This is a genomic window from Pigmentibacter sp. JX0631, from assembly GCF_029873255.1.
In the GTDB taxonomy this organism is placed as follows: Bacteria; Bdellovibrionota_B; Oligoflexia; order Silvanigrellales; family Silvanigrellaceae; genus Silvanigrella.
This window is the reverse complement of record NZ_CP123622.1, coordinates 590,159-611,944: the sequence shown is the minus strand read 5'-3', so window position 1 is coordinate 611,944 and position 21,786 is coordinate 590,159. Positions and strand designations below refer to the sequence as shown.

At 26.1% G+C, this 21,786-nt stretch carries 13 protein-coding genes; 2 read left to right on the top strand and 11 right to left on the bottom strand.

Going from position 1 to position 21,786, the window contains the following annotated elements:
• Positions 1 to 8 precede the first annotated feature (8 nt).
• The 5 genes from QEJ31_RS02565 to torT all read right to left on the bottom strand — a co-directional run bounded on the left by QEJ31_RS02565 (position 9) and on the right by torT (position 6,036).
• Positions 9 to 788 carry a hypothetical protein gene (locus tag QEJ31_RS02565; protein WP_280592228.1) on the bottom strand — a complete coding sequence of 260 codons (780 nt, stop codon included), beginning with the start codon at positions 786 to 788 and terminating at the stop codon, positions 9 to 11.
• 1 nt (position 789) lies between these two features.
• Positions 790 to 1,590: a hypothetical protein gene (locus QEJ31_RS02560; RefSeq protein ID WP_280592227.1), complete on the bottom strand. Its 801-nt coding sequence runs from the start codon at positions 1,588 to 1,590 to the stop codon at positions 790 to 792.
• Positions 1,591 to 1,861: 271 nt separating this feature from the next.
• Positions 1,862 to 3,946, bottom strand: a complete 2,085-nt coding sequence (locus tag QEJ31_RS02555) for a phospholipase C, phosphocholine-specific (RefSeq protein WP_280592226.1) — start codon at positions 3,944 to 3,946, stop codon at positions 1,862 to 1,864.
• A gap of 257 nt (positions 3,947 to 4,203) precedes the next feature.
• On the bottom strand, positions 4,204 to 4,818 hold the full coding sequence (locus QEJ31_RS02550; protein ID WP_280592225.1) for a YceI family protein: 615 nt from the start codon (positions 4,816 to 4,818) through the stop codon (positions 4,204 to 4,206).
• Positions 4,819 to 4,983: 165 nt separating this feature from the next.
• Complete coding sequence (torT, locus tag QEJ31_RS02545; RefSeq protein WP_280592224.1) at positions 4,984 to 6,036, bottom strand: TMAO reductase system periplasmic protein TorT; 1,053 nt, start codon at positions 6,034 to 6,036, stop codon at positions 4,984 to 4,986.
• 242 nt (positions 6,037 to 6,278) lie between these two features.
• Here torT and QEJ31_RS02540 point away from each other — a divergent pair, with 242 nt between their 5' ends.
• Both QEJ31_RS02540 and QEJ31_RS02535 read left to right on the top strand, forming a co-directional pair.
• Positions 6,279 to 7,523 (top strand): neprosin family prolyl endopeptidase, encoded by a 1,245-nt coding sequence (locus QEJ31_RS02540; RefSeq protein ID WP_280592223.1) that lies wholly within the window; start codon positions 6,279 to 6,281, stop codon positions 7,521 to 7,523.
• 280 nt (positions 7,524 to 7,803) lie between these two features.
• Positions 7,804 to 13,479, top strand: coding sequence for a TcdA/TcdB catalytic glycosyltransferase domain-containing protein (locus QEJ31_RS02535; RefSeq protein ID WP_280592222.1), 5,676 nt, complete (start codon positions 7,804 to 7,806; stop codon positions 13,477 to 13,479).
• A gap of 18 nt (positions 13,480 to 13,497) precedes the next feature.
• Here the strand turns inward: QEJ31_RS02535 and QEJ31_RS02530 are convergent, their stop codons facing one another.
• From QEJ31_RS02530 to QEJ31_RS02505, 6 genes are all read right to left on the bottom strand, one after another.
• Complete coding sequence (locus QEJ31_RS02530) at positions 13,498 to 14,391, bottom strand: DMT family transporter (RefSeq protein WP_280592221.1); 894 nt, start codon at positions 14,389 to 14,391, stop codon at positions 13,498 to 13,500.
• Positions 14,392 to 14,656: 265 nt separating this feature from the next.
• The gene (locus tag QEJ31_RS02525) at positions 14,657 to 16,594 is read right to left on the bottom strand and encodes a DUF6311 domain-containing protein (protein ID WP_280592220.1); all 1,938 of its coding nucleotides are present in this window, start codon (positions 16,592 to 16,594) and stop codon (positions 14,657 to 14,659) included.
• A gap of 264 nt (positions 16,595 to 16,858) precedes the next feature.
• Positions 16,859 to 18,091 (bottom strand): MFS transporter, encoded by a 1,233-nt coding sequence (locus QEJ31_RS02520; protein ID WP_280592219.1) that lies wholly within the window; start codon positions 18,089 to 18,091, stop codon positions 16,859 to 16,861.
• On the bottom strand, positions 18,081 to 19,328 hold the full coding sequence (locus QEJ31_RS02515; protein ID WP_280592218.1) for an ATP-grasp domain-containing protein: 1,248 nt from the start codon (positions 19,326 to 19,328) through the stop codon (positions 18,081 to 18,083). Before QEJ31_RS02515 ends, QEJ31_RS02520 begins: the two co-directional genes overlap by 11 nt.
• Complete coding sequence (locus QEJ31_RS02510) at positions 19,312 to 20,361, bottom strand: enolase C-terminal domain-like protein (RefSeq protein WP_280592216.1); 1,050 nt, start codon at positions 20,359 to 20,361, stop codon at positions 19,312 to 19,314. The genes QEJ31_RS02515 and QEJ31_RS02510 overlap by 17 nt, the downstream gene beginning before the upstream one ends.
• Positions 20,358 to 21,782, bottom strand: coding sequence for a DUF6025 family protein (locus QEJ31_RS02505; protein WP_280592215.1), 1,425 nt, complete (start codon positions 21,780 to 21,782; stop codon positions 20,358 to 20,360). The genes QEJ31_RS02510 and QEJ31_RS02505 overlap by 4 nt, the downstream gene beginning before the upstream one ends.
• Positions 21,783 to 21,786: the final 4 nt, after the last annotated feature.

Sequence of the window (21,786 nt, the reverse complement as noted above, 5' to 3'; positions counted from 1 at the left end):
TTTAAACCTTAATTTGCAAAGTGTTTTTCCATTATTTTTTTAATTTCTTCTTTATTTTTATTTTTACTTACTAGTTTATAATAAATTGCGTCGTCATATATTTCTCGGACATTTTGTGAATATTTGTTATTTTTAAATTTAATTTTTTCCATGTGCATATCGAAATTATTTATAAAGTCATTAGAATTATATAAATCAACATAGTTGTATATTAAATCTTCTAAATCAGCCTCAATGCCTTGGTGTTTAAATTTTTTATCAGAAATGTTAATTGCAATTGCAGAAAGTGTTGTTAATAAAGGTTCTTCATTTCCATCCAATGCAAGTTTTTGTAAAAATTTAATCGAAAAAACTCTTGCATAACTTTGATTATTTTGGAAAGTGCTTATTGCAAATGAGGGATCAAGCAATATTTTCTTAATTTCAGTCTCTATGTTATTAAAATTTTTTAGATAGTTATAAACAGAATTGAAATATTCCTCGAAATTTATATGATTATAATATTCTACCATAGAAGTGAATTTATAGATTATTTCCTTTTCAGTATTTTCATCAGATTGAGGGTAAATATTTTGATTTCTAGAGTTTTCTTTTTCTTCTTTTAATATAGATGTAATGGAATTAGTATAAATTTTTTTATTATATTCAATATTCGGAATTGAAGGAAATTCATTTTCATTTTTCTGATTATTTAAAATTTCATATCCATTTTTCTGATTATTTAAAATTAAAAGAATAACTGAGAAAAAAAATATTAAAATTAATAATTTTATTTTACTAATTTTCATTTTATTTTCTCAAAAGAATAGAGTTTAAAGATGATTTTAAATTGTTTTGCCATGATAAATCACCTACTATAAATCCTTCTACAAATAAAATATTTTGCTTTTTATTACTTGAATCATTTAGAATATTTAGAACTTCAGCTGTAGCGTATTTTTTCTTAATACTTACTATTTTTATAGCTTGGCCATTTGATTTAACTAATTTATCAGTTAGTTTTACATCTTTTGCTTGGACGATTTTTCCCGTTGAAAGAAGTATGGCATGATCTTGTGTAACGGAAAGATTTTGATTATTTTCAGCAGTAAAAACAATTAAATGATTTTTTTCTTCGCCAATTGAAATACCTCTTATATCTACTTCTTGTGTTTCAATTTTACTTAAAGTCGAAGAAGTTTTTAGAGTAACAACTTTATAATTACTAAAATTGCTAATCACATTATTTATTGAATAGTAATCGGCTTTATTTGTTTTTTTGTCAACTGAGAATATTCTGCTACCACTTTCAAAGCATCCGCAGGAGCACCAAGAAGTAAGTTTATTTATACGGTTACAATTAGGAAATGAATTAAATTTTTCTAAGGATAAATATTCAGTTTTATTGATGCAGCCCACAGCATAAGCATATTCCCTTTCTTCCTTACATTGATCAGGATTTAGTTCTGATGACATACATCTTGCTTTTCCATCAGCAGGGCCAGTTATTCTATTTGTTTCTGATCTTCCAAATATTTCTTTTATTAAATCAAATCCATAGCTAGTATTTGCAGTTATTAGTAACACTAAAGTAAGAAATAATCTAATCATGTAATCCTCATTATAAATGTATATAATTTTTTTGCATTGAATACTTCTTGTAAAATAATAGAATAAAGAATTAATTGTCATTTAATGATATCAATTCTAATTTTTTACAAGAAAGGACTATGTTAACTTATATTCCATTTTTATAATTTGTCAAATGCTTTAATTTAATTTTTTCTTTTTATTTTAAGCTGTATATTTTTATAAAAGGAAAAATTAAATTAATTAAAATATTGAATAATATTATCTAAATATTTTTTAAATTGGTAAGCTGTTAACTTATTGCTGGATCGCTAATACTTGGTAACCCATCTTCTAAGTGCCCTGCAAATTGTCTATAAAAGTAGTTTTCATGATTTATTGTTATAGTAATGTCATACCAATTATAACTTAAAGTTAAATCAATATTTTTTTTAATACTTGATTTTGGAGGTACCTTAATTGTGATACCTTTGTTACCATATGAGTTATCTGTTATATAAAATGTACAAGTTTTATTTCCCAAGTTTTTAAAAATAAAAAATAATTCATTATTCATATAGTTTAAATAGACTTCTGGTATTGGAAACTCTTTATCATTTTGTAGGTTTAGTGACCCTTTGAATTTTCTAAAAAAACCATTTGGTCCATGAATATTTAAATCATAGATGCCATTAGAACAATCATTTTCATTCCAGCTATCAATTATTGTATTTGCTGCTCCTAGAGTATAATTTTTAGGGCTAGATTTTTTCAGCATATTATATACAAAAAAACCAGCTGTATTTTTTCCAATATTAGAAAATATAATATTTACATTTTTTTTCTTAAAATCTATTTTTGTATTTACAAGTAAATTATACGGTAAAGCTCTTGCAGGTCGTACTCCTTTTTCTTGTTTTGGTAATTGTTGTTTCTCGGGAATGATAGGTACTTGTAACTGTTTCATAGCATCTGTTTTTTCAATTACATTATTTGTATTTGGTATGTTCTTAGGCCAAGTAACATCTGGAGTTTTAAAATTAAACATTGAAGTTAAATCACCACAAATTGCCCTTCGCCAAGGAGATATATTTGGCTCAAAGACTTTAAATCTTTTTTCGAGAAATCTTATAATAGATGTATGATCAAATACTTCCGAACAAACCCATCCACCCTTAGTCCATGGTGAGATCACCAATAAAGGAACGCGTATGCCTAAGCCCAATGGTTCATCATTATAAATTTCTCCCTTTTTGGAAATAGTACTTTTCCCTAAATTTGGAGAGACGGGGAGTGTATATGGCGGCATGTGGTCAAAAAATCCATCATTTTCATCATAATTGATTATAAAGGCGGTTCGTTCCCATGTTTCTTTATGACTTGCTAGTGTCTCAAGCAACCTAGATGTTAAAGATTCTCCATAGCCTGGAGGCCAAATAGGATGTTCACAAAATTTTGTTGGAGCTACTATCCAGGAAACTTGTGGCAAAGTTCCATTTGCTATATCTGCGCCAAATGCATCAACTAAATATTGGGCATTTGAAATAGAAGCATTTTCAGAATTTGATCCTCTAACCCATGCTCTTGCTCTATGATATAGTTCTGAGTTTTTATCTAGATTTCTAAAATTCTTGAAATAAGCAAGGGCATTATCTCCATAATTATCGTACTCTTGATATACTTTCCAAGAAATTCCTGCAGCTTGTAACCTTTCAGCGTATGTTGTCCAAGTGTAACTATCATATGGTACTTTATCTAACTCCATATTTGCTGTTTCATTTCCATCATCTCGATTATGGACAACGTGATCGCCAACAGCATTTACCGTTAATCCACTGGTTCCAGTAAATAAAAATAAGCGATTTGGATCTGTAGGGCCAAAAATAGAAGAATAATAAGCATCACCAATAGTAAATGCGTCAGCAAGTGCGTAATAAAAAGGAATATCTGATCTTGAGAAATAACCCATAGTAAGAGGACTTTTCTTTTCTATCCAACAATCGTGTTGTGCCCAAATTTTTTGTGATTCTTTCCAAGAGTGATCCAAATTTTCAATCCATTGGGAACTTGTTTCCTTAGAATTAAAAGCAAAGGGAAGAATATGTGATTGATGATCTGTATTTGGTTGATTCCATACTGATCTTCCTGAGGATAGGGAAATTGCTCTAGGGTCTCCAAAGCCTCTTACTCCTCTTAAAGTACCAAAATAGTGATCAAATGATCTATTTTCTTGCATAAAAATCACGATATGTTCGACATCTTGGATTGTCCCTGTTCGTTTTGGAACGGGAGATGCTAAAGCATTAAGAATACTATTAGGTAGTAAAGATAAACCCGCCATGCTAATTGAAGTTTGAGTTGTTAATTTAAGGAATTCACGCCGAGATTTTAAATTCATAGTAACTCCAAATTAAATATTAAATTATATAAATCACGATTTTTTTTTGAAAAAATGATAATTATAAAATGTATTTTTTACTTACTATTATTTTTACAAAAAAGCAAAGTAATTTTATATTATTAATTTGTTTCTTTATTTAAATTTTGGTGTGCAATGTAAAAAATTAAACCACTTGAATATCTTAAAAAAAATTGAAAACTAATTGATTGTAAATATAAAAATTATTTTTTTGACACTAAATTGATATTAAAAAATTATTTTGAAGAAGATACTTCAATTGAGTCAAGATCAATTTGAATTTTAACATCATTTCCAACTGCAGCTTCTCCTGCAATCCCGGTCATTCCGCCTCCATTCCATTTAATATCATAATCTTGGCGAACAATTTTTACAGAAGCAGATCCACCAAGATGTTGTTTTTTATCTAGTGGACTTAATCCAGGACCTGCAATATCTGTAACATCTAAAACAACGGATTTTGTTACTCCATGTATTGTAAGATCTCCTGTTATTTTTAAGCCATTTTTTCCATTAAGCTTTGCACTTTTTGAAACGAAAGTAATTTTTCCAAATTTTTCTACATCTAAAAAATCAGCTGATTTTACATGTTCATCTCTTTTTGAATTCCCTGTATCCAGTGAGCTAGCATCAATTTCAGCATTTACTTTTGTGTTTTGCGGATTTTTCGCATCGTACTCAATATTACCAGAAAATTTCTTAAACTCCCCTTTAACGGTATTAATTCCTAAATGTCGAACTCCAAATTCTACTTTTGTATGCACAGGATCAAGTTCATATTTTGCAGCATAGGAAATTGATGGTAACAAAAAATACGTTGATAGAACTGATAAAGCTAGTTTATAGTTCATGGTATCTCCTTTTTGAAATAAATTAAGGAATATTCTTCTGAATTATATTATTACAGAAAAAGTAATGTCAAATTTTTAAAATCTAATCTGACTTTTGTAGTTAGAAAAAATGAATATTAAAATTCCTTAATATTTTGAGAAAAAACGCTGGGAAATAGATATTAATTATTTTAACTCTTTAATTTTATAATGATAATCGTCTGGGGGGAGGATCATACTTTTATCAATTTGTTTAATATTTGTTTTATCAATCATATTAGGAAAGGGACTAATTTGAATAAATTTTGTTTTCATATCTAGAATTTCTTTTACCAAATTAACTGATATTCTTGCTTGGACTGTTGGAAAATCAGATGCTGCGGCAAGTACATCATTCGATAAAATATGCTCATAAATACTTTCAGTCATGTAAAAAGAAAGTACTTTTGCTTTTTTTTTGTTAATTTTAAAATATTTTGCAGCAATATCTGCTGCTACTGCATTGCCAACAACGTAATTTGTATCTGGATTTTTTAATAGAAAATTTCTTACCAAATCAGCCTGCGCCTCTTTATCAGTTGTTCCGTAACCTGCATTGATAATATTTTTACTATAATCTTTTAGAGTTTCCATAAATCCTTTATCAGCTTCGATGACCCAAGTAGCATCTTTTGGACCAGGAAACCAAGCTATTTTTAATTTTTTTCTTGGTTGTGTTTTTAGTTCTGCAAGTAAATATTTAGCTGTTATAGTTCCCATTTCAAAAAAGCTGAGTGAAGCTCTAGCTGTGATATCTTTTGAATCAACACCATTGATAAGATCAATAACCGGAATATCTTCATTCTTTGCTAGAGAAATATCATCATTCAGTTTGGTAGAATTTATTGCGGCTAAAATTATTACGTCATATTTTTCATTAATACAATTTTTAAATTGCTCCTTTTGTTTTTCTAAATTATCATATCCACCAGCATCAAAAATGTCGGCTTCAATATTTAAATGTGATGATTCATCTGAAATGCCATAATTAACAGCCCACCAATATTTATCTAAAACATTTGGAAGAAGTACACAAATTTTGGTTTTATCTTCCAAAGGATCTTGCCTTTTATAAAAGATTGTTGAAATTTGATTTTTCTCATTTGTAATTTTTAATGGAAAATTAGTTAGATCTAAAGCAGAGCTTTGCAAATTATTAAGTAATAGTATTTTCAATAAAATTGTTTTTAAGATTTTCATATAACTTCTTTTGTAAAATTTAAAATTTATTATAGTTCATTATATAATAATTTAAAAAAGAAAAATTTTTATATCTATTGTCAAAAAATTAACTTTAAAACAAAATTTATAGATTTTCATTTTTTATTCAATATTCTAAAACAAAATTTTGACTCTAAAGTTTAAAAATTCTCTTGGATAAATTTATTGCCTTTGCTAGAAAGACAAGGCAAAAAAGTTTCAACAATTTATTAGGAAAAACTATGCAAAAAAAATTTAATACCCTTATTATTACTTGTAACATTTTATTTTTTATACCGGCATTTGCTGATCCAATTGAATATGAAGTTCTTGATAATCCTATTGATATAGAAGCTAATATTCTAAATTTTTCTAAAGAAATAACAGCGAATCAAAATTTATCTAGTAAAGTAATTGAAAGACGACAAAAAACAATTAGTTACTATAATAGAGTTCATATTTTAAAAACATTTAAAACAAGTGACTTTACTGTTGATTGTATTCCTTTTATTGAGCAACCTTCATTAATTGATAATCCTGAATTAGGACAAAAATTACTGATTGATTTCAATAATGTAAATTCACAAAATGCATTAAAAAAGTTTGGCCACTTGCTTGCTTTCAATGCCGCTGAACAGTGCCCAGAAAACAGTGTAGGGATCATTAGACCTACAGATGCTGTTGTAAATTCAGAAAGTGTTTTAAAAACAGCACTGACAGAAAGTAATTTATTTCAATTCAATACAGCAGCAGACAATACCGCTGGATATTCATGGCAAGTAGGTGTTACACCTGAAAATAAAATTATATATTTAAATCAAGATCATGGCGAAGCATATTTCAAAGGACCCCAGCTACAAGCGGTAGCTTCAGACAATCAGGACGATCATTCTTTAGATCAATTTTGGTTACTTTATACAGCCGAAAATAAAGTTAGATATAGTGTTGAATTTGGAATTTTAGCAAGCAAATATTTTACTAAATTACCAGCAACAAGTATTTTTATCTATGCTAGTATTGATAATTATTCAGACAAATCTTGTTATAACATGGGGTGTACAGGATTTATTCAATTTCCATCGACACCAGTCCTAGGTGTACCATTAACAAATAAAAGTGCGGATTATGTATTTAAAGTAAAACATGTAAAAAATAATCAAGAACAATCAGGTTTTTATTTGACTTTAGAAGCAAAAGAACCAAGTGTTTCTTTATTTAACAAACATAGTGTCATTCTTGGTTTTTATCCTGAAAATATTTATCCAAAGGGAATGTTACCTAATACATTCAGTGCTGGTGCTGAAGTTTATGCTACTGCCCCTGAAAATGGAACAATTCTTTATGGAAATTATGTTTGGCCAGTTGATGGATATTTCAGGAAAAAGAAAATAGGTATGTTCTCACAAAATAATAATATCTTTCCATCATATTCTAGACATGAATTAATACCGTTTGGTCTAGTTTGGAAATTTGGCCAAAAAGAGTAGCAACTATAAAAGAAAAATTTAAAAAATGATACAATTATGATACATAAAAAAATTATCTTTTGCTTATTAAAAAATTAATTTAATTAAATAATAAATATCTACTCAAAATTAAAAATTAGAATATTATTCTAGAAAAATAAAATTGTAAATCTTTAAAAACAATAGATAATATTAATAATATAAAAAATGTATTGACAAATTTCCAAAAAAAAATAAACAACAAAAATTCTATATACAAATATATTTTAATACTTTGTATTCATTATAGATAGGAAAAAAATTGAAAAAAAAATTAATATTGATTCAAAAATTATCTTTATCAGCTTTGGTTTGCTTTTCTTTAAATAGTTGTGGTGGAAGGAAACAAAATATCGAGAGTGACGGAGATTCAAAAAAAATAAATTCAAATTATGGATTGTATGAAAAAAATCAAAATCTAACGGTAAATGTTTTTTCTAGTTTGTATCTAAATGGTTTAGAGCGAATTATAAATGAAATGAATCCTGCAGATATTAATAAGATAAAGGAAGTTTTAAAAAAATTTTCTGAATCTGAAAACATTGACAATAGTGAGAAAAAATATTTTTTAATTCATGAATTACTTAAAAAAATTCCTGAACCAAGATTTATTGGCGAAAATAAAGAATATTTAAAAAAATATGAAGCCTTGCTTGATAATCTTGAAAAATATTATCTAAAAACTGCAACACCTGTGCCTAAAATTTTACACTTTGTATGGCTTGGTGGTCCGTTAGGAGAAACTCAAAAAGAATATGTAAAAATTTGGGCAAAACTAAATCCAGATTATAAAGTCAAAATATGGTATGACTCTGAGCATTTATTTACCCATGAAACCAATAAAAAAATTAAAGAATTTCTTGATTATTCATTAGTAGAGTTTAAAAATGATGATAAATATCAAAATATTTTTTCTGATAAGTATATTGCTTTACAGAATGATCTATTTGAAAAACTTGCAAAATTGAGACAAAAAAAGCAAACAGGAAATTATGATTTAGAAAGGTTAAATTACATTGAAAAAATTCTTTATAAAAAGAGCAAAATAAATAATAATCTAATTGAAGAAAGAAAAGATAAATTTAATTTAGATAGCAAAAAAATGAAAGAAGAATTTTCTAATATTGAATTTGAGGATTTAAAAAATGTTAAATATAAATGGGATTTGTTAGATATCTATGATCAAGAGCTGCTTTTAAGAGGAAATTTTGCAGCAGCTGGAGACAGTGCAAGAGCAGAATTACTTAGAAAGTTTGGTGGAGTTTATGCTGATATTGATGTTCTTCCAGCAATAAAACCTTTAAATAATTTTATAGAACAGTATGATAAAATAAATGGAGATGATAGGGCTTCTCGACGCTTTAGAGGTCTTTCTTTAGCATATTGCGAACAAATATTTAATCATTTTAAATTTTTAACTCCTACAAGAAAAGTGGATAACAAATATAAAAATGGTGTTTTAAAATCAATTGACTACGACGGAAATTTAACAACTATTGAAAAATCTAAATTTAAAACAGCTATTCGAAGTAATTTACTTGCTCTAAAAGAATTAAAAAATATTGAGAATATATTTGTAAAATTAGGAGATGTAAATATCAGAATAGGAGAATTTAAAGCAGCCGAAGATTCAAATAGTTTTATAGCATCACATCCTAAAACTAGTAGCACTGATTGGCTAGAAGATATAAAAAGTAACATTTTACGGAATTATGCAAAATTGAATTCTTTTGATATTAATAATCCAAAAGGATTTTTTGAATTTGACAAAGAATATATCAAAGTTACAGAAAAGAAAAAATATAAACTTCCTCATAAATTTTCTGAATCTGATGTTGATTACTATATTCAAGGATATAGAAAAGATTCTTTACTGCCTGATTATAGAATTACAGTAAAAACATCAGGACCTGGGGTTTTTGCCCAGACGCAAGAAAATTTATTTCCAGAGTTTATTTCAGAAAGAGGAAGTTTTTATAAAAATAAAGTAGTTAAAATAGCTACTGAATTTTCATTGAAAAATAATAAATTTACAAATGCTACAGAAGAAGATGTAAATTCTTCTTGGGCAACTAAAAGTAAATCAAGAGACTATGATACTTTTGGATTAAGAAAAGTTATTTTACCTGTTTCTAGTGAGGAAAATATATTAAATGCAGCAGATCTTATCCATAAGAAGAAAATGGCTGAGTTTAAAAAAACCTCTCTTGTAAAATTAGATAGTTTACATTTGACAGATATTGAAACTAGTGAATTTGAAAAAGTTAATTTTTATTTAGTTGGTCATGCAGAAAAAGATAATGATTCAGTTAAAATTGGGAATTTATCAGCAAAAGAATTAGCTGATAAAATGCTTGATTTCAGTGAAAAAAATAAAAATCATTTGATTGATTACATTGACATAATTAGTTGTAATCCTACTAATGATTTAAATGATACCAAAAATTTAGTTTCCTATACACAAGAATTAATGGAAAATTTACAAAAATTAGGAATTCCTATAGACATAGTAAGTATTAGAAAAAGTACTATTAAAATTGACGAAAATGGCAATGAACTTTCAAAAAGCAAATTGGGTTTGTACGAATATGCTAATGATAGTGATAAGATATATGTTATAAAAAAAGGAAATAATGAATATCTAACAATAAATACTTCAAATATTGTTGATTTAATTGAACCAAACAATTTAAAAAAATTAAATCACTTTAATGGTGTTTTTAAAACTTTGCTAAGTAAAAAAACTCAAGAATTAGGTGAGTTTAATGATGTTCTAAATAAAATTAAAGACTACTATAATAAAGTAAACATAGATCGGAGAGACTCTACTAGTAGTGTTAAATTTAGCTTAAATAGTTCTGAATCTTCATTAAATTTAAATAGTAGTGACTCAGATGAAGAAAGAAAAAATTCTATTACTAAATCTTCTATTTTGCTCACAGATGGTGATAATAAACCATATAAAAAACTCGCTAAATATTCTTTCAAGGGTATTGATAGTTTAACTAGTGTAACAAATAAATACAATATTTTTATGACTTTGTTGAATACTCCAAAAACCTTGAAAAATATAACTACATCGTTTCAACAAGGTATGGTGTTAGATGGAATTAGAGAAAGTACAAATTTTACTGTAAATAATGCAGACTTAGTTTTGGATTTGATTAAATTTTCAAAGGGAAATTCGTTTTGGATTCAGCATTCAAAGGCATTTAATAATATGAGCAGAACACAAGTTGGATTTAATTTAGCATCAGCTGGATTAGATATTTGGCAAGCTGTTGACTTATATAAAGCTGCCAGTAGCACTCAAGATCATAATCAAAAAATAGATTTTATTGTAAATGGCAGTTTAACAACTGCTAGAGCTGCAAGCTCAATTGGTACTGCAATTTTGTTACCTTTGTCAGCCAAGTCAGGACCTATAGGTGCAGCAATAGGGTACACAATAATGTTTTCTCAAGGCACATATAATGCTGTACGAACTTCACAAGAACTAAGAAGAATTGGTTTTAAAGAAGAAGATATCACTGTTAAATCAATGTTAAGTTTTTTTGGTCAATATGATAAATCAGAAGATCCAGCTTACATTACAAGAATAGAGACTATTAAACTTAAAAATGAAGTAATTCCTAATATTCTAAAAGAGAAAAATAAAGAGTTTTTTTCTTCGCTAGGAAAAAAACATGAAAATATTCACTTTTTTTTCAAAAAAATGATCTATCCTGATTTAGATTTATACTTGCCCTATACTTTTGAGTATACAATTACTGGTTGTGGATATGGAGTTTGTGCTTCAAATAAAACTCCAGGAAGAAGACTTGATAACGAAACTCATTTATGTCTTTCAAATAATATGTATTTTAATAGAAATCATTCTAGTTCCAATAATTTACTAAATATTCATATTAATGCTGTAAATACGAATCAGCATTTACTAGAAAAAAAATTTGCAGGTATTCCTTCTGTTCCAAGAAATAATTACTACTCTCAGGCAAGTGAAAATTACACAAATAATACGATACCGTGCCCTAGCCCTTCAACTAGCAAATATATGATTGAAGAAAGTGCAAATTTAACAAATGAAGAGCAAGCAATGCTGGCAAGCGTGTCATTAAGCAAACAAGCTAATTTGTATTTTCTTGGCTATGGTGATCAAGGAAAACATGGTAATATGATTCATACTATTATTGCAGATCAAGGCAGCAATAATTTATATAATATCCATCCCTCAACTTATATGCTGCATATAATAGGAGGAGAGAAAGATGATATATTTGAATTTTATGATTTATTAAAATCAGAGGATCCTGAAAAAGGTTTTATTGATGGTGGCTTCGGGATAGATACTATCAGTTTCGAAGGAATTAAAAATAACAATGTAACAATATCTTTAGACAATAAAATAAAATCTATAGGCCTTCCTGATTTTAAGAATATTGAAAATGTTATGGGAAGCCATGGGAGTGATAAAATTTATGGAAATGATTTAAATAATTATCTGTATGGTAACATTGGTAGTGATGAAATAGATGGTGGTTCAGGAGATGATATCTTATTACCTGGTGAAGGTTTTGATATTCTTACAGGAGGCGAGGGTTCAGATCAATACATTATTTCTAAAAAAGATCTTTCTATAGATAATTCTCAATTTAAAAGTATTAATAATTATGATTCCTCTATGGAACAAAAAATGGATCTACTTATTTTAGATATTAAAAATTTAGTATCACATAAGAATGAAAATAATTTAGAAATTGGATATTTTGAAAATTTAAAATTTAATAAAGTAGTTAATATAAAAGATTATTTTTTAGGAGAAAATTATCAACATTTAATTATTAAAGATTTATCAGGAAATCAGTACTATGGACAAAATGGGAAACTGTATTCTGAAAATTCTGACTATAGTAAGTTAGATACTGTTATATTTAAAGATCTTAGCAATATAAATTTATCAGAGGAAAACGAAAAAGTAGATCTAATTGATAATGTAAAAAATGTTATTGGGACTAATTTTAATAATGATATTATTGGTAATAATTTTGACAATTTATTAATTGGAAATGGTGGATACGATAAGATTTGGGGAAAAAATGGAAACGACACAATATCTATTGAGATGAATTCAAATAGAAAAAATGATGATTCGGATGAACTATTGCATGAGTCATTTTTAAATATTTTTGGTTATTACTCAAGATCAGAATTAAATGGTGGTGAAGGAAATGATAATTATATATTAAATTTTTCAAAGCTTGATTCCTATGAAAATGAATTTCATGTTGTAATTGATAACTTTGATCCAAATAAAAATATTGATAACCTAATAATTAATGATCTTGATTTTGAAATTAAGAGTGTAAATTTCTCAAAAATATTATCGGACGACTTAAATATTAATGAATCATTAAAAATTGAATTTCAAGATTCTAAAAAGAAGAAATACCACATTTATATAAAAAAATTTTTCCAATCTTTAGAATATCAACATTTACAGATACAATTTGGGGCTAGTATGGTTTTATCTGTAAATGAAATTAATAGTATTATAAATACTTTAACTGATGAAAATAAAAATTATACATTATTTTTAGATGATGAAATAAATTTAGATCAATTAAAAGAAAATAAGTACTACTTTATAGATTCTGAAAAAATTGATTATAATATATACTCCTTAAATTATATTCTTAATTCAAAAGATTATAAATTTAAATTTGCAAAATTTCAACAAAACTTGATTTTGAGTATAATTAATGTAAAAGATATAAATAATTACTCTATTTTTTATATTAAAGATTTTTTTAATAATAAAATTATTTTTAAAAATTTAAAATTGGAAATGAATTCGAAGATTATATTTTCTGAAGATGATTTTCAAAAATATACTTCCGAGCTTTTAGATGGTGAAATTCAGGAATTTGAAATTAAATGAAAACATGTAGGAAAAAAATCAGGCTATCTTTCTTAATTCAATATTTTTACTACTAGAGTATTTTTTTGTAATGAGGATTAAACCAAAGATGATTAAAAAAATTCCAAGTATGGAAGTGATTGAGAATTTACTGTTAAATATAATATAATCAAATATGCTAGTTAAAACAGGCACGCAAAAAAGAAGACTAGCTGTATTTACTAATTTTCCAGAGTTCAATAAACTATAATAAAGAATTACAGCAAAAACAGAAACAACTAAAGATGTCCATAAAATTGAAATTAATAGAATTGAATTAAATTCAAAGTATATAGGTTCAATAAATAAAGTAAGGATGCTTATAATAATAAAGCTAGCTAAATAATGGATAAATAATTTAACATATGCCGAAATATTTGAACAATAAATTTTTTGAAAAAAAGATCCAATTGTAATCCCTAATAGAGATAGTAGAGCATAAAATATACCTAAAAAATTAGTACTGCCTATTGCTAAATTACTTGCAACAGAGCTAATTAAGCCAAATGTCGCCAAAAAAATACCAATTTTTTGAGGTAAATTGGTTTTTTCCGCGCTGAAAAATAAAGTCAATAGTGGTTGCATACCTAAAATAATTGCGAGAAATCCGGGTGATGTTTTCTCTCCAAAAGATAAAAATATAAATCCAAGGTACATTGTTTGGAGAAAAAAACCTGTTACTAAGATCTGAATAAATTCTTTTGTTGAAATTTTTATTGATATTTTATTTATTAAGAGAAATATTCCAATAAAAATACTTGCAATCAAAAGTCGGAGTGTAAGGAGAAGCAAAGGAGAACAATATTTTAAACCTGCATTAGCAAAAAGGTATCCACTACTCCATAAAGTAATGAAAGTAATTGGGATTATGAAATTTGTTATTTTTTTTATCATTATATACTCGTTAGATAAAGATAATTTTTTAAGGTTGATAAAAATAACGATATAAAGCTAAGAAATTTTAAAATAAAACAAATTTTTAGAAAAATCAATACAGAAAATAAACATAATTTGTGATAATTAAATAAGCAATTTATATTTTTACAGGAAATCAAGTTAAAATATTTTAAATTACAAATTAGAAAAGAAAAATTAGTAAAGTAGAGCAATAAATAAAAAAAATAGCTCTAACATAACTTACAAAATTTTATAATTACTTTTATTTTCTGACGCAAATATTGTAAAGTTGAGTCTCTTTACAAAGATTTATATCCGAATTCAGTGTACTTGCAAAGGTTTTTGAATATTTTTTATCAAAATAGTAAATATTTATTTTATTCAGATTATTAGTTTTTAACTCATTAAAAATGATTTCAGAAAATTTATTTTCAGCTTTTAAATCATTTCTTGCAAAATAACCGACATTAGTTTGGCATCTTTTTTGTGCACACAAATATTGAATCGTATGATAATTTACTTCAGCACCAGATGGGTAACCAATAATGATATTTCTTTTCTCGTTGAGTGAAGCTTTTAGTAGAGTATACAAATCATTATCATAGTTTTGTTTTCCAACAAAAGAGTAGCTATTTTTTATGAGATAATTAATGTCATAAATTTGAATAATTAAAAGAATGCTTAAGATAAATAATTTTTTTGTATTTGAAAAATCAAGTTTTAAAAAACTATATAGAGATATTATGGATATTAAATAAGTAACGGGCCATAAAAATCTTCCATTTGAACGAAATATAGATAAAATATTGTAAATATCATTAGTAAGTGGAAGACTAAATAGTTTAATATTCCCAAAGGAAATATGTGGGGATAGGGAGACTAAAATAGTAACAATAACGCTTAGAAGGAAACCTATATTTTTTTTAGATTTAAAATAATAGAAATTAAATTTAAAATTTATTAATAAAGATAAAAATAAAAGTATTAAACCAAATCCGATGTAATTAAAAGATTCAAATGAATCTGTATTTATAGGTATGACCTTTAGTATATTTGAGTATGCATCAGATGTTGGATTAAAAATTGATATAATATTGGCCGAATAAGATCCGTACCCATAGTCGGCAGTACCATTTAAATGAAAATAACCAATAACATAAAAAGATATTATTACACTAAATATCGTAATAGAGAAATTTATTAATGCATTTTTAATTTTCAAATTTGAATTTATAAATTCTTGAAATAAAAAGAAAGAGTAATAAATTGCTAGCAAAAAACTTACATATGGATGAATCCATGCAGATATAATTAAAATTAGTGAAAATAATTTTAGTTTATAATTTAAATTTAGTTTTGTCATATATATATAAATTGTTAGTAATACTAACCAATGACACTCTAGATTCATATGAAGATATCTGTGTAAAAATACTGGAGATAAGTAAATAAATACAGATGAAATTAGACTTAGTAACAAATTACGATTAAAAATTCTAATAATAAGTAAAGAAAGCCACGCTTGCATTAAATGGCATATTAGTAACCATATTCCAAAGTATTGATAACCAGCTGGTAAAATATATTTAAATATTAAGGCAAATAAAGGCAAAGAATCAGTATATCCAATAGAAGTACCCATTGGATAATTCATTGTGTAGTGGACTCCTAGTGGGAAACTTAATGGACTTGTCTGATAAGTATACCATCCTAAGTAGTTTTGAATTAAATCACCTGAATTCAACCAATTTACGTAGCTAGGGTCTAATATTTTAAATGAAAACTTTATACTAAATACAAGCAATGAAATGAAAGTGATAACAATAAATGAAATGTAAAACTTATTTTGATCATTAATATTATCAATAAAATTAAATATATTTATAAATTTTTGCTTAATTAAATTTAAATATTTAATACTTAAATTTAAAAAAGGAAAAAAATTTTTTCCGATAGTTCTTCTAAATTTTAATAGAAAAAACAAAGTAATGCAAAGAATTAATATTAAGGCAGGGATGCCGTACAAACGTACGTCTAAATTTTTACAAATTGAATTTGACAGATCATTTTCACAATGTTTTTGGATCCATTTAATTTGTGAAAAATATCCTAAGAGCGTCATAATAATAGTAAATATAAGAAATAAAAAATTTCCTTTTTTCTTTGACACTAAATAATCAAGCGTATTTTCCAAATTCATAAAAACCCTCAAGATTAGTAATTAACCTTTTAAAAAACATGATCATATAAATAAATTTATAATTAGTAAATAGCCTTGGTAAAATTTGCTATTTTAATTTTACTCGAATGATAGATAATACTAGAAATGTCAATAAATAAAATCAATTTTCTTGTGATTGTATGTTTAATCATTAAAATATTTTTAATATTACAAGAAAATTATTTTCACTCTAAAAGATGAATTTTATCAAAATATTCACTTTATAGCGAGAAATATTGTAATTTAGCTTTCAGTTTTTGCTTCAATTTGAGGATTATGTTCAAAGATTTTCTTTACAATAAAAATTGAGCTAATAATTGTGACACCTAAAAATCCGATGGCAAATCCTTTTGTAGAATAATATTGCAACAGAAATCCCCCAAATAATGGACCAATTGCAGCGCCTAAATTAGTTAAGTCTAATAATCCAAATGCAATTCCTTTATTTCTATCATCGGTCATTTCTGCTGTTAGAACTCCAGATACTGGAAATATTAATACCTCTGCAAGTGTTAGAAACACAAAAAATGCTATTATGGATATTTTTGAAACTGGCGTTACTAATAAACATATCCCTGCAAATATACTAATTAAAAAACCGACTAAGTAAATAATTTTTTGTTTCATTTTTTTTGTGACAAGGTAAATAATTGGTTGAATTAGTATAACTAGTATAGCATTTAAACTTAACATCCAAGAGAAAAATATTGTTCCTTTTGTAATATTATTTTCAATAATTAGTGCCAAATTAGTATTCATTTGTACATATAACATTGAAAAAATACTTGTACTTAAAAGTAAGTAAAAGAAAGGTTTATTTGACATATGAAATTTAAATGCAAGAAAAAAGTTCCTAAATTTGTTCTCATGAATACTAACTTCATCTGTCAAAGTTAAGTGTCCAACTGATATTAATAAAATAAAGAAATAAATGTAATATGCGATTGCAGTAACTAAGAATGCACTTGCATTTGCTGCTATACCGGCATAAGCCCCAAGGAGTGGACCAACCGTTGCACTTAAATTTATTGCAATATATCTCATGTGCATAAATTTTATATTTTCTTCAGGGTTTGTTGCAAGTTCTGTTAAAATTACTCTTGAAATTGGTGTAAAAAATGCAGATGAAAATCCATTTAATAAATTAAAAAAAGCGAATAAGAAAATTTGTAAAATTGTATTTTGTAAAAAACTAGTGAGATAAAAACAAATAAAGATAAATCCTGAAGAAAAAACGGATAGTAACATTATGTTTCTTTTCTTGAAAACGTCACATAGATAACCGCCTATTAATCCCCCAAAGCAAACGGCTAATGGCTGAATACCTACTATAAATCCAATAGCGGTTAGTGAAAGATTAATTTTATTGTGCAAAAATAAAGTTAAAAATGGCATACTTAAAATAGCAGCAGCCTTCGTCCAAAAAACTCCAAATAGAATAATATATAATTGAATATTTTTATTATTATTTGACATAATTTGTCTCATTCATAGTCGGTAAAATTTGAATTTCCTTATCTTGAAAAATGTCTTTTATTAGCTTTTCAAGTGTCGAAGGTGAAGATGCTTTTAATGTCATTGATACAGGTAATTTATCAGGTCGATATGTTATAGTTTTTGAAATTTTTTTACGCTCATCAAGGCAAGTCATTTTTAATAGATTAGGATGCTTGAGCCATTTTTCTAAACCTACAATTTTACAATATTCAAAATTTAGATGATGCCCAGGAATCTGGAAAAAACCAAAGTATGAATTTCTTTTTTTTCTTGAATTATAAATAATTGTTTTGTTAATTTGAAGACTGCATTCACTCGCACTGAAATTTATTCCAGTTTTTTCCGAAAAAAGCGTTCTAATTTCTGCTCCACCTGTCCTATTAGCCACCTCTAAAAAATAATATTCATCATCTTTTGTTGATTTTATAATCTCCAAGTGAACTGCTCCTATTTCAATATCGAGAGCATTTATTGTTTTTTTTAAGAGTTCCAAATATTGTTTCTTTTTTGCAATTTGAAAAGAACCTAGAGGTTCCCCATTTGCAAAATCAGCACAAGTATTTATATATTTAGAAGGAATATATTCAATAACTGATTTATCGCAAACTAATGCATCTAAATGGTATATTTCTCCTGGAATATATTCTTCTACTTCATAATCAATTATGTTTATATTTAATTTAGAAATTTCCTGATATAAAAATCCAAAATTTTCATAAAAATAAACGCCTTCACTTCCTGATCCATTTATTGGTTTTAAAACAATTTTATCTCTTTTAAATAATTTTTCTGCATAAACCTTGTTTTTTAAAGCATATTCTAATGATAAATATTTTGGAATATTAATTCCTGATTTTTTAATAAAATTTTTCATGACAACTTTATTTGTAACTTTTTCAACTTGATCAGGTTTACTTCCGGAAATATTTAATTCTTGCCTTACTTTTGCAGCTGGCATTAAAGTCAACTCTGAATTTGCAATAATAAAGTCAAAGGTTATATTTAACTTTCCAATTTCATTAATTATGTGTTTTTCTAAAATCTCTTTTGAAGGAGAAAAAATTTTATTGTGTTTCAGTCTTTTGGGGATTGTCTGTAAATATTTATTTTCCCCAAAGTAATAAATATTATTGCTTTTATGTTCAATACCTTCATCAAAATTAGAACGTTCATACTCAGTATGAAGTATAATTAAAATATTATAATTGTCGCTCATTGATTTTAACTCCTATACCATAATTTTCAGGTAAAGTTATTTTTCCATTTTCAATTGACACTCCATAATATTTGTCATCTATAAAATCGAGATGTCCATCGAGATCAATAAAGTCTGCTAATGAAGCTATATGTGAGAGGGCTGAAATACCTAAGCTACTTTCAGCTTGACAGCCAATCATGGTTTTTAAGTTAAATCTTTTAGCCTCTTTGAACATTTCAATTAAGTTCAAAATCCCCCCACTTTTGTATGCCTGAATGTTTATGCCATCAGCATAATTTGATATTTTTTTTATGTCTTTTATACTTTTACAATCTTCATCTAGAATAATAGGTATTTTAGTAGATTGTTTTAGTTCTGCTAAATTTCTGAAACTATCTGCTGCTAAGGGTTGCTCGATAAATTCAATGTTATAATTTTCCAAAAATTTAAACATATCTTTAGCCTCAGATATCGACCAAGATCCATTTGCATCTATTCTTATTTTTCCTTTATAGTTTTCAAAAATGAATTTTACTTTATAGTAGTTATCTTTTAAGTTATTACTCATTTTAATTTTAAGAACAGGCCAATTTTTGTATTTATCTAAATCAATTTTAAGTAAATCAATTGATTTTATTCCCAAAGTCATGGAAGTTATTAATTCTTCTCTTTTTTCTATACTTAGAAACTCATGTAAATATTTTTGATTCATTTTACTAAACAAATCAAGTAAAGCCATCTCTACAGCGGAATAAATATTTAAATTGATGGATTTAATTATTCGAATTCTATTCAGTACTTCGTTTAAGTCTTTAATTTTTTCTTTCTGAATTTTACTAAAGAAAATTTTTAATTTTTCAAGAGATTTAAAAATATTATTCATTTCATCCAAATTATAAAAGTAGTATGGCAGAATTACAGTTTGTCCATAGCCTATAATTTTGTTTAAAAATATATTTATTAATACATGAGGAACTTTTAAATGAGTTGCCTTATGAGTAATAAAAGGCGAATTCATGTTAAGCGTAAAAAAAGAATAAGAAAAATTCATAATTCAGCCTCTTCGGTAAAAAATCCTAGAATTTGGCAAGCTAATTGTATTGAAATTTCAGAAAATTCTTCTGTAAGTTCTAAGTTTCCAACTTCATAAATTTCTTGTGAATGTTGAATAGTTCTTGCATTTGAGAATCTTTGTTTAAAATACCAAGATAATTTTTCTTTTTGAATATTTAAACTAAGTTCTTTTTCTAATTCTTTCATTAAAATATCCGAAGAAGTATTAGAGTTTTTATCAAGAAATTTCTTAGAATTAGAAAAGAGGAATTTTAGATGTTCCTTATCGGAAATAAATAATGTGTTTGGTAGTAAATTGAAAATAGTAGAAGGAATTACTATAAATACAATTTTTTTAAATAATTTAGGATCAGTATTATGCAAAATTTTGTACATTTGTTTTAGTATAGGAAATTTTTGGACAAAATATCCTTTACTTTTTGGCGGATAACCAGCAGATCCAAATGCACCCCATTCCAAGTAACTAATTTTATCTGTATTTGCTAACACATCTCTATTTTCTATCTGGAAAATTGCGAAATCAATAATACTCATTACAGAGAGTGATAAAAATGGGAAAAATTTTTTTGTCGAATGATATTCAATAAACTCAAGTAAATTTATACTTGCATAAAAACAAGAAAATAGATCTTCAAGTATATTATCAATATTGACGTAAACTTTATCTAAAAGAGTAAATTTACCATTAATGTAATGTAATTTTTCTCTTTTCAATTCTCCTCCAATAAAAACCACTCTATCAATTATATCACTTGGTGTAATTTTAGAATTATCTTTAATACTATCACTTATCAAAATAAAAAGAAGATTTTTAATTTCAGTTTTGTATTTTAAATAAACTTGACCGACATATCTTTTTAAAATATTTTCAGTTAATTGGTTTTTTTGTATTTCTATTAATGGTTTTATTTTGTCTTCAAATTTTGCAGTTATAAATGGACAAAAATAACTCTTATTTTTATCAGTTTCTTGCCATTTATTTCTTTCATTATAAAAAAATAAAGGTAGTATTATTCTTTTACCTTGATAAACTAAAGAGCCTGGTAAGTAAACAGTATCACCAGAGGTTAAACTACTATTTTCTGTCATAGTAAATTCTGTAATGTATGCAAATCCAATATGATTTTTGCAGACAAAAAAATTGTGATCTAAAGCGCAGCTTCTGCCTGCCATAATTTCATGCCAATTTCCTAAGTGCCCTGTTCTTGGGGGTTTTATACTACATTCCTTTGTTATATATTCAATCAATTCATGAATTTTAAGAGAACTATAGCCTAAATGAATCCAAGCTATTCCAAAATCTCTAAGATTTTTTTCTAAATTTAGACGGGCAATTTCCGAATCTTGTTGGTTAAATTTTTTATTTTTAAAAATTAAGTTTAAAAGATTTTCTATCATTCAT